8 protein-coding genes and 1 rRNA gene are annotated in these 10,453 nt (G+C 43.8%); 6 read left to right on the plus strand and 3 right to left on the minus strand.

The annotated features are described in order from the left end of the window. The coding region (locus AB4Z45_RS32495; RefSeq protein WP_441913767.1) for a SpoVR family protein at nt 1-617 on the minus strand (617 nt) is incomplete at its 3' end. 170 nt (nt 618-787) lie between these two features. Continuing rightward, entirely contained in the window at nt 788-1,696 is a 909-nt protein-coding gene (locus AB4Z45_RS32500; protein WP_441913769.1) for a diguanylate cyclase domain-containing protein, read from the minus strand. A gap of 320 nt (nt 1,697-2,016) precedes the next feature. Between AB4Z45_RS32500 and arfA the strand changes: the two genes are divergently transcribed. From arfA to AB4Z45_RS32525, 5 genes are all read left to right on the plus strand, one after another. After that, complete coding sequence (gene arfA, locus AB4Z45_RS32505) at nt 2,017-3,525, plus strand: arabinosylfuranosidase ArfA (protein WP_441913771.1); 1,509 nt, start codon at nt 2,017-2,019, stop codon at nt 3,523-3,525. A gap of 88 nt (nt 3,526-3,613) precedes the next feature. Continuing rightward, a complete protein-coding gene (locus AB4Z45_RS32510) occupies nt 3,614-4,534 on the plus strand; it encodes an ArsR/SmtB family transcription factor (protein WP_441913773.1) in 921 nt (306 codons plus the stop codon). A 139-nt stretch (nt 4,535-4,673) separates the two neighbouring features. Next, entirely contained in the window at nt 4,674-6,404 is a 1,731-nt protein-coding gene (locus AB4Z45_RS32515; RefSeq protein ID WP_441913775.1) for an ABC transporter ATP-binding protein, read from the plus strand. Continuing rightward, nucleotides 6,397-8,241 carry an ABC transporter ATP-binding protein gene (locus AB4Z45_RS32520; RefSeq protein ID WP_441913777.1) on the plus strand — a complete coding sequence of 615 codons (1,845 nt, stop codon included), beginning with the start codon at nt 6,397-6,399 and terminating at the stop codon, nt 8,239-8,241. Before AB4Z45_RS32515 ends, AB4Z45_RS32520 begins: the two co-directional genes overlap by 8 nt. A 98-nt stretch (nt 8,242-8,339) precedes the next feature. Then, nucleotides 8,340-8,900 carry a DUF1232 domain-containing protein gene (locus AB4Z45_RS32525; RefSeq protein ID WP_339204113.1) on the plus strand — a complete coding sequence of 187 codons (561 nt, stop codon included), beginning with the start codon at nt 8,340-8,342 and terminating at the stop codon, nt 8,898-8,900. A gap of 78 nt (nt 8,901-8,978) precedes the next feature. Here the strand turns inward: AB4Z45_RS32525 and glsA are convergent, their stop codons facing one another. Beyond that, a complete protein-coding gene (glsA, locus tag AB4Z45_RS32530; protein WP_441913779.1) occupies nt 8,979-9,920 on the minus strand; it encodes a glutaminase A in 942 nt (313 codons plus the stop codon). Between the two features lie 380 nt (nt 9,921-10,300). Between glsA and AB4Z45_RS32535 the strand changes: the two genes are divergently transcribed. Beyond that, nucleotides 10,301-10,453 (plus strand): 16S ribosomal RNA (locus tag AB4Z45_RS32535); the annotation flags it as partial.

Genomic DNA, 10,453 nt, shown 5'->3' on the forward strand with positions numbered 1-10,453 from the left:
TCCGGGTCCAGATTCCACAAGTCATCATAAGAGGAGGAAGGGATGTTCCACTCCGAGCGCTCGCTGTCCTTTTGCACCATTTCGATATAACGTTTCTTATCTAATTGATAAGGCTTAATGAGCGTCGGATCGACATGCTCTTGAATGGCGAGTATTGCATCAATAAACTTCTCGACTGCTTCTGTGCCATGATCCATTTCATATTGATGAATACGATCCGCTGTAGCAGACATGCTCTCAACCATATTGCGGTTGGTTACACCAAAGCGAGCGTTGTTTTTGAAAAAATCACAGTGAGCGAGCACATGGGCGACGATGAGTTTATTTTGAATTAGAGAATTGCCCTCTAGAAGAAACGCATAGCAGGGGTTGGAGTTAATGACGAGCTCATAAATTTTGCTTAAGCCGAAGTCGTATTGGAGCTTCATTTTGTTGAACGTTTTTCCAAAGCTCCAGTGGCTAAACCTTGTTGGCATGCCATACGCGCCAAAGGTATAAATAATTTCTGCCGGGCAAATCTCATAGCGCATTTGATAAAAGTCTAATCCAAAGCCGGTAGCTATTTCTGTTATTTCATCAATGGATCGCTCCAGTGCACGAATTTCATCCTGTCTCATCCGTCATCCCTCCGCATGCGAAAATACGATTCATACCATGTGTATGAGCGGGTGGTCAAGGTTATGACGAAGTGTGCAGGATGGACTCAGCGTATGCGCGGCGATCAAAAAAGAAAAAACCTTGGGCGTCTGCCACTTCGAGTTAAAACTCAAATAGAAAACAGACGATCTCAAAGTTTTTTTTCATTTTGCTTATTGTCGTACATCGCTAGGTCAGCGTTGCTTATCAATTCTTTTAGCGTGCTAGCTGTGCCGTGCGTTGAACTAATGCCTATGCTAGCGGAAATATGAATGATATGACCATTGATTGTGAATGGCTCGTCAATCGATTTTTTTATTTTACTGGCTACAAAATCGATATCATGGTTGTCCACCAAATGCTGAAAGCAAATAACGAATTCGTCTCCGCCGTATCTAACGAGGATGTCGGTTTTTCTGACGTCTTGTTTCAGTCTCTTGGAAATTTGAAGCAGCAGCAAATCACCAAAGTCATGACCGAACGAATCATTAACCTCTTTAAAATCATCGATGTCGATGAACATCACACTAAACTGCTTGTCCGAGCCAGCATGATCCAAATGAGATAAATAACGTCGATTGTAAAGACCGGTCAAGCTGTCCGTAACACTTGCGTTTTCTAAATCCAATATATATCCGAAAAAAGCGGCCATCGAATGGAGAAATCCGAGCTGCCTTTCATCTAGATGAATCGGTTCTTTATTTATGGCGCATAGGGTACCAACTGCTGTCTGGTCAGCTGTTCTTACAGCGATTCCGACCAAAGCTTGTGCTCCAAGTTGCTGGGTAATAGGTAAAGAGGCTGTACGCGGATCATCAAGTGTATTGGTGATGTTAAGAATGGAACAATCCTGCTCTAAAACAAGATTGCAACAACTTTGCAGCAAATGTAACGGTAAGCTATTGGTTCCTTCATTTTCATGACGGTTGAGCGCTCTTATGATTCTGCTTCCATTATGATCAATTGTAGCTATCAATAAAGTGTCAACCTGTAGAAAGTGCTTCAAGGTGTCAATAATATGGTCGGCTGCATCTTCTAGTGAGCGTATAGTACTGCTCATGCTCTCAACTCCTGCCGTAGTGTTGAAACAAAGGAATTACCTTATAGTCCCATAGTAGTCTAAAAAGAGGACTAACTCAAGAAACAATTGATAATAACTAGGCAAATTGAACTATAAATTTATGACTTCGTAAACCTTTACCTTGTATCGAATAAAGAATCGGTCCTCTATTCCTATGAATTAATATAAATATAAATTCATCATATATAAAATTAATACTTGAATTAATTACGAACGTGTAGTTAAATAGTAGTATAAATCACTATTAACTCTTAACTAACTAATTAATGAAATTATTAATTTAATTGAGGTGGATGATTATGACAAACAAAGCGACAATGATAGTGGATAAGGATTTTCAAGTTGGGGAAGTGGATAAACGTATATATGGATCATTCATAGAACATCTTGGGCGTGCGGTTTATGGCGGCATTTATGAGGCGGATCATCCGCAAGCAGATGAGCAGGGTTTTCGCTCCGATGTTCTTGAGCTTGTAAAGGGACTTGATGTGCCTATCGTCCGTTATCCTGGCGGTAATTTTGTATCCGGTTACAACTGGGAGGATGGTGTTGGTCCGGTAGATCAGCGTCCGAAGAGGCTTGAGCTTGCATGGCGAACGGTTGAGCCCAACTGGATCGGCTTTAATGAATTTATGGACTGGTGCAAAAAGGTGAATACAGACGCTATGATGGCCGTCAATCTTGGCACTCGCGGCATTGATGATGCACGCAACTTGATTGAATACTCCAACCATAAGTCAGGATCATATTGGAGCGATCTTCGCATCCAGCATGGTTATAAAGATCCCCATAATGTAAAGACATGGTGTCTCGGCAATGAAATGGATGGACCTTGGCAAATCGGACACAAAACTTCTGTAGAATATGGTCGCATTGCTAACGAAGCAGGAAAAGCGATGCGATGGGTTGATCCGACAATTGAGCTAGTCGCATGTGGAAGCTCGCATATCGGAATGCCGACGTTCCCTGAATGGGAAGCTACCGTACTTGATCTTGCTTATGATACGATTGATTATGTGTCGATTCATCAATATTATGGGAACCCTCATAACGACACGAAAAACTTCCTTGCACAGTCTATGAGCATGGATTCCTACATTAATACAGTCATTTCAACCTGTGATTATGTGCAAGCAAAAAAACGTGGAAAGAAGCAAATCAACCTTTCCTTTGACGAGTGGAATGTGTGGTATCATTCGAATGCACAAGACCGCAAGCTTGATCCTTGGCAAATTGCTCCGCCACAGCTTGAGGACGTGTATAATCATGAAGATGCACTTGTTGTTGGCTGCATGCTGATCAGTATGCTTAAACGTGCAGATCGTGTAAAGATGGCTTGTATCGCACAGCTGGTTAACGTGATCGCACCAATCATGACGCAAAATGGCGGACCTGCATGGAAGCAAACGATTTATTATCCATACATGCACGCAAGCATTTTCGGTCGTGGCACAGTGCTGGTACCGCTAGTGAAATCGCCGAAGCATGATACAAAGGATTTTACAGACGTGCCATACTTGGAGACTGTAGCCGTTCATAATGAAGAGAAAGAGGAAGTAACGATTTTTGCGGTTAACCGCAACACGGAAGAATCGCTTCCATTCGAAATCGATTTGCGCAGCTTCGGTGCTTTTCAACTAATTGAGCATATCGTGCTTGAGTCTGATGATTTGAAAATGACGAACACGGCAGACGCACCTAATCGCGTAACACCTCACACAGCAGGTAATGCTGCGCTTGCAGACGGCGGGAAAATTGCCGCGACGCTTAGCAAAGCATCGTGGAACGTTATTCGTATTAAACTATAATGGAATCAACAAGGGGATCCGGAAGCCGCGATTGCGGCTTTTGGGATGCCCTTCTATTATTATAATATAGAGAGAGGAGGAGATCGGGATGATAAATGCGAATACGGATGAAACTTGGCTGCCCTTATATGAGGCATTGGCTAGTCCTGTCAGGCTCTCCATTATTAATTTGCTTGCAACAAATATGATGAACGTAAAGGAGCTTGCTGAAGCTATCGGTCTAAGCAGCGCGATTGTAACGATGCATATTCGGAAGCTGGAGAAGGCTGGCATTGTAGAGACGAAGATGGTTCGTAAACATGGCGGCACACATAAAATTTGCTCGCTTGCTGAACGTACCATAACGATTGAACTGCCTCCTAAGGCGCTTGATGTGAAGAAGGTGCATGATGTTAGCGTGCCTGTTGGACATTTTACAGAATTTGAAGTGTTTCCGACTTGCGGAATTGCTACAACGGAGAAGCTAATTGGGCAATTTGATGATCCGCGTTTCTTCTTGGAGCCGGAGCGAATGAATGCAGGCATTCTTTGGTTCGGCAAAGGCTATGTGGAATACAAGGTGCCGAATTATTTGCTAGCGGGACAACGGCCTGTAGCACTTGAAATTACACTGGAGCTTGGCTCAGAAGCGCCAGGCGTAAACGATAACTGGCCATCTGACATTAATTTTTCCCTTAATGGAATGGATATCGGCATGTGGACGAGCCCTGGTGATTATGGAGATGTAAGAGGACGTTTCTCACCGGCTTGGTGGGGAGATCGGGTCAATCAATACGGACTGCTCAAGGTGATACGCATTCAAGAGGATGGGACGCTAATTGATGGACAGCATATGTCATCAACTAGTATCGGTGAAATTGGGTTGGAGCGAAATTTCTGGACATTCCGCATTGGCGTGAAGGAAGATGCCGTTAACGTAGGCGGGTTAACCTTATATGGCAAGGGTTTTGGCAACTATAATCACGATATTATGTTTCGAGTGTTCTATGAAGATGCTCGCAGTGTTTAAGGCAGCTTGACTGCCTTAAGCAGGCGCACCCCCTCCTTCAGACTGCCCCGGGTTTATAATCGTGCATACCATTTTCTGTTCAAAAAGATATAATGAGTAGGATAGCTAATCTAAGCCATTATTACTCGGAGGAACAAAGATGCTGACTATGTTCACTTTTCTCAAAAAATATCGTTTTGCTGCTTACGTTGCTCTGCTGCTTATGTTGGTGGAGCTCGTAGTGGAGCTGCTTCAACCGTATATTATTTCAAAAATCATTGATGATGGTATTGATAATAATAATTTATCGGTTGTGCTGCAATGGGGCGGCTTTCTAATTGGTTGCTCTGTTATCGCTTTCATTGTAGGGATACTTAGCTCTTTCTATGCTTCACACGTAAGTCAGAGCTTCGGATTTGATTTAAGAGAGCGGCTTTATGAAAAAGTGCAATCGTTCTCATTTGCCAATTTTAATCGTTTTCCGGAATCATCGCTTATTACTAGATTAACGAATGACGTTTCACAGCTGCAAAATACAGTGTTCATGGGACTGCGTATTATGCTTCGCGCCCCATTGCTCGTAATTGGAAGTATCGTAATGGCCTTTATCGTTCAGCCTAAGCTGGCGATTTGGCTTGCTGCGGTCATTCCGTTTCTTGGTGTTTTTCTGCTTTGGGTGCTTAAAAAGGGAGAAAAGCTTTTTCGTTCTGTTCAGAAGCAGCTGGATCAAGTGAATAGCGTGATGCAGCAAAATTTAATCGGCATGAGAATCGTGCGTGTATTCGTTCGGATGAAGCATGAATCGAAGCGTTTTGCATTTTCCAGCGAGCAGCTGATGGATCGTACCGTATCCGCTCTTCGTTTAACGGAAGTTACGATGCCTATCGTGCTGTTATTTATGAATGCGATTGTTATAGCCGTGCTGTGGTTTGGAAGAATCGAGCTCGATCGGAATGGAGCATCCGTTGGTGAGGTGGTTGCCATTGTCAACTATGCGATGAGGACGATTGGTGCTTTATCCATCATGTCCATGATCGTGGTCAACTTCTCGAGAGCGCGCGCATCAGCTCAAAGAATTGAAGAAGTTGTGCTAACGGACATCGACTTAACAGATACAGTTGACAGCGATGAAGCGGTGAAGCTTCGCGATGGCTACGTTTCCTTCGAGAACGTATCTTTTGAATATCCGGATTCCGATCTGCATGTATTGCGAGATATATCCTTCTCGGTATTACCGGGTGAGACAATTGCCATTATGGGTGCGACCGGTTCTGGCAAAACATCGCTCATTCAACTGATTCCTAGACTGTACGATGTGCAGACGGGCGTGATTCGCGTGGATGGCAAAGACAATCGCTTAATGAAGCTTGAGCAGCTTCGCAAGCAGATTGGGTATGTTCCGCAAGAAATCATGCTGTTTACAGGCACGGTGGCGGATAATATTCGCTGGGGCAAGGAGAATGCCAGCATCGAAGAAATCATAGAGGCTGCCAAACTAGCTCAAATCCATGACACTATTATGAAGCTGCCGGAACAATACGATACGATAGTGGGTCAAAAAGGAGTTAATCTCTCGGGAGGGCAGAAGCAGCGTCTAACGATTGCGAGGGCATTAGTTAGAAAGCCAGTTGTGCTGCTGCTTGATGACAGCACAAGCGCACTCGATGTACAGACCGAGGCTGCTCTTCTGCAAGCACTTAAAAATATGAGCTGCACGACATTTCTCATCACGCAAAAAATAAGCTCAACCGTAGCTGCGGATTCGATCCTTCTGCTTGATGAAGGCCAATTGCTGGCACAAGGCAAGCATGAGCAGTTGATCCGTGAATCCAGTTTGTATCAGAAAATATACGAGTCACAGTTCGGGAAGGAAGGTGTGTCCCGTGCTTAGACAATTAAAGGAGCCTTTTCAGTACCAAAGATCTGGGGAAGCGGTCGAATCCACTGCAGCAGGCAAAGGTAAACGTAAACCACGCGCGCAAAATATGAGTCAAACACTGAAGCAAATGTGGAGTTACCTAATCCTCTATAAGGGCAGACTTGCAGCTGTCATCGTAATGGTTATATTAAGCTCTGCGTTCTCATTGCTGGGACCCTATATGGCAGGTACCGCAATCGATCGCTTTTTGATGAATAGAGATAGCGGAATTATTGTTTTTCTACTATTGATGGCTCTCGTTTATGCGCTGCACTCGATCACGATGTGGCTCCAAAGTATTTGGATGATAACCATTTCGCAAAAAACGGTCTATCGCATGCGGGTCGAATTGTTTGATCATTTGCACAGGCTGCCGATTCCTTTTTTCAGCAAGCGTCAGCATGGAGAACTCATGAGCCGCGTTACGAATGACATAGAAAACGTAAGCTCATCTTTAAATAGCTCTGTGATTCAGGTGTTTTCAAGTATCCTTCTTCTTGTTGGAACCGTAAGCGTTATGTTGTCCCTTAGTCCGCTTTTGACTCTATTAACCTTCCTCGTTGTGCCGCTTATGGTGCTGGGGATGAAATGGATCACAAAACAAACCGGCCGACTGTTCAAAGCTCAGCAGCGCAATCTTGGCGACTTAAATGGTTATATAGAAGAAACATTGTCAGGACAACGCATAGTGAAGGCCTTTTCTCAGGAAAAAACAGTCATCTCCGCCTTCAAGGAGCGCAACGAGCGTATTCGAGTTTCTGGCTTCTGGGCGCAGACGATTTCTGGTTTCATTCCGAAGCTGATGAACGCGTTAAACAACTTAAGCTTCACTATCATTGCAGGAATAGGTGCGATATTTGTTTTAAATGATCAAATAACAGTAGGTACAATTATTATATTTGTGGAATATTCCAGGCAGTTCACAAGACCGCTTAATGACCTTGCTAACCAGTGGAATACGCTATTATCTGCTGTCGCTGGTGCTGAACGTGTATTTGATGTGCTAAGCGAAGACGAGGAACGAAAAGATGAAGGAGCAGCTCGCGAACTTGCAAAAGTAAGCGGAAAAGTCGTTTTTGATAAAGTAACATTTGCTTATGAAGGAAGGACAGCTACGATAAGCGAGGTAAGCTTTGAAGCTACGCCAGGGGAGACGATCGCTCTAGTAGGTCCAACCGGAGCGGGTAAAACAACACTCATCCAGCTTTTGTGCCGATTCTATGATCCTAGCTCGGGCAGCATCTTGATTGATGGGTACGATACACGAACGCTCAAACGTGAAAATTTGCGCTCGCATATGGCGTTTGTACTGCAGGACCCATTTCTGTTCGAGGGGACCATCTATGAAAATATCCGTTACGGCAAGCTGGATGCAACGGATTTAGAAGTCCAACAGGCTGCAAAACTCGCAAACGCACATTCCTTTATTTCTCGTCTGAAGGACGGCTATGGAACCGTACTCAAATCAGACGGCAGTGGAATTAGCCAAGGACAGAAGCAGCTGCTTGCCATTGCCAGAGCGATTCTAGCAGATCCTTCAATCCTTGTATTAGATGAAGCGACAAGCAGTATCGATACGGTCACTGAAATAAAAATCCAGGAAGCGCTGCAGCGGCTTATGAAAGGGAGAACGAGCTTTGTCATTGCCCATCGTCTGAACACCATTCAACAAGCGGATCAGATTGTAGTGCTGCGTGACGGTGCCATTTTGGAGAAAGGATCACATTCACAGCTCCTTATGCAAAAAGGCTTTTACAGCTCGCTTGTTAATGGGCAGCTTAATAATGGCATGCTGAGTGAATCAGATTAAACATCTGCATGGCACACTATTACTGATATACGCAAACCTTATTGCAACTATTTTAGGGGATGGAGAGTATTATTAGTTATATCAAGGAGGTGGGATGTATGACTATTACCCTGTGCCCCAAATGTGGAAACCAAAATGATGTCGACGCGAACAGGCAAATGGTTGTGGAATGCTCCTCTTGCGGTACGATACTGATTGATGATGCGGATCTTAAAGATGCAGAAGAAGGGCTTCAAAGGACCTTGGATCATAAACAAATCAATCCGCCTGAGGAAGTTGATATAGAAAAGTACATTAGCAAATTAGGTGACCATGAGAAGCAAACGAAGTATGTAGAGGAAGGGTTTTGGGCAAAAGTGAAGCGTCATGCAGCTAAGGTGCCGTTCGCTAAAGAAGTAGTCACGCTTTATTATTGCTCGGCTGATCCCAAGACGCCGCTATCTGCTAAGGTCACAGCTATTGGAGCTTTAGCCTATTGGATTTTGCCGCTTGATCTTATTCCGGATTTTATACCTGTAGCAGGTTTTGTTGATGATGCAACAGCCGTGTTCATCGCTTACAGGTCCCTTAGTGGCCAAATAACGGAAGATCACCGTGAGAAGGCGGAGCAGTTTTTCATATTGAACAAAAATGTGAAGCTAATTGATCCACAGTCGTAATACAAGCAGTAAAAAAAGGATGACCCAGCGAGTTTATCGCAAGCGGTCATCCTTTTTGTTTTCAAGCAAAGCAGTATATTAGAACAAGCTCCATTCAAACTCTTTCGATAATGACTCAAGAAGAGCAACACCAGCAATGCTGTTTCCTTTTCGGTTCAGCGATGGACCAACTAATCCGATACCGTAACGGCCAGGCACCAGCGTTAAAATACCACCGGATACGCCGCTCTTGGCTGGCAACCCGACATGAATCGCAAACTCCCCAGAGGCATTGTACATGCCGCAAGTTATCATAAAGGTTTTGGCTATTTGAACGAAGCGGCGAGGAATAAGCTGTTCTCCGGTTGTAGGATTTTTGCCGTTATGCGCCAGCACCAAAGCCATTTGAGCCAAATCTGCACAGGTTACACTGATGGAGCAGTGCCGGAAATAAACTTCAAGAACATCTTCAACTGATCCTTGCAGAACACCGTTATCTTTGAGAAAATATGCCATTGAACGATTAAGGTTCGCTGTATCGGCTTCAGAACGATAGACGTCCATATCGTAGTCAAGTGAGCTATTATTAGAAAGAAGGCGAAGGAAGTCTAACACTCGTGCAGATTTTTCAGCAGGATCTTTGCCAGCAATTAAAGAAGAGATCGCAATGGCTCCAGCATTTATTAGTGGATTAAAAGGAATGCCCGGCTGTACGAGCTCAAGCTTTAGCATTGAATTAAAGTTGTCTCCAGTAGGCTCCATGCCAACCTTGTCAAAAACGACATCTTCTCCGTTATCCATTAGCGCTAAAATGAGCGTGAATACTTTAGAAATACTTTGCATCGTAAAAGAGAGATCTGTATCGCCTTCAGATATAGAAAGGCCGTTTGAATCAATAAGGTGAATTCCTAATGCCCCAATCGGTGATTTCGACAGCTCGGGTATATAGGAGGCAACTTTGCCGCCGCTGCATTGTTCACGGCTTGATTCAACCCATTGTGGAAGCAGAGCTTGAATACGTTCGATTTCTGATAATGTCATTTTTATTGCTCCCTCTTGTGAACTCGCTCTAAAATTGGATAAATGGCTGAATAATCATATTATTATTCTATTATAATTACGAAGTGTTTATAAAGTTGGAATTTGTTAAGTTTATTTGAAAGTAATTGGTTATATTTTACCGAAAATCGAGTGAAAACATACTTTTTAAAGTTTTTTTAAATAAATGCTTGACCAATTGGAGGGGGGCATGATATATTCTAATTCCGGCCGAGAGAAACACGCGGACGACAAGAAAAACAAGCAAGACAATCGATAGAAAAGTTTGCTCTTTGAAAACTGAACAACGAGTAATAACTGCCCTTACGATTCTAACGAATCGTGAGAAAAGCGATAAAAAAGTTATGAGCAAGTCAAACACCAACATGGAGAGTTTGATCCTGGCTCAGGACGAACGCTGGCGGCGTGCCTAATACATGCAAGTCGAGCGGACTAGCGTTTTCTTCGGAAAACGCCGGTTAGCGGCGGACGGGTGAGTAACACGTGGGTAACCTGCCTGTAAGACTGGGATAACA

It is taken from the genome of Paenibacillus sp. MCAF9 (genome assembly GCF_052114265.1).
In the GTDB taxonomy this organism is placed as follows: domain Bacteria; phylum Bacillota; class Bacilli; order Paenibacillales; family Paenibacillaceae; genus Pristimantibacillus.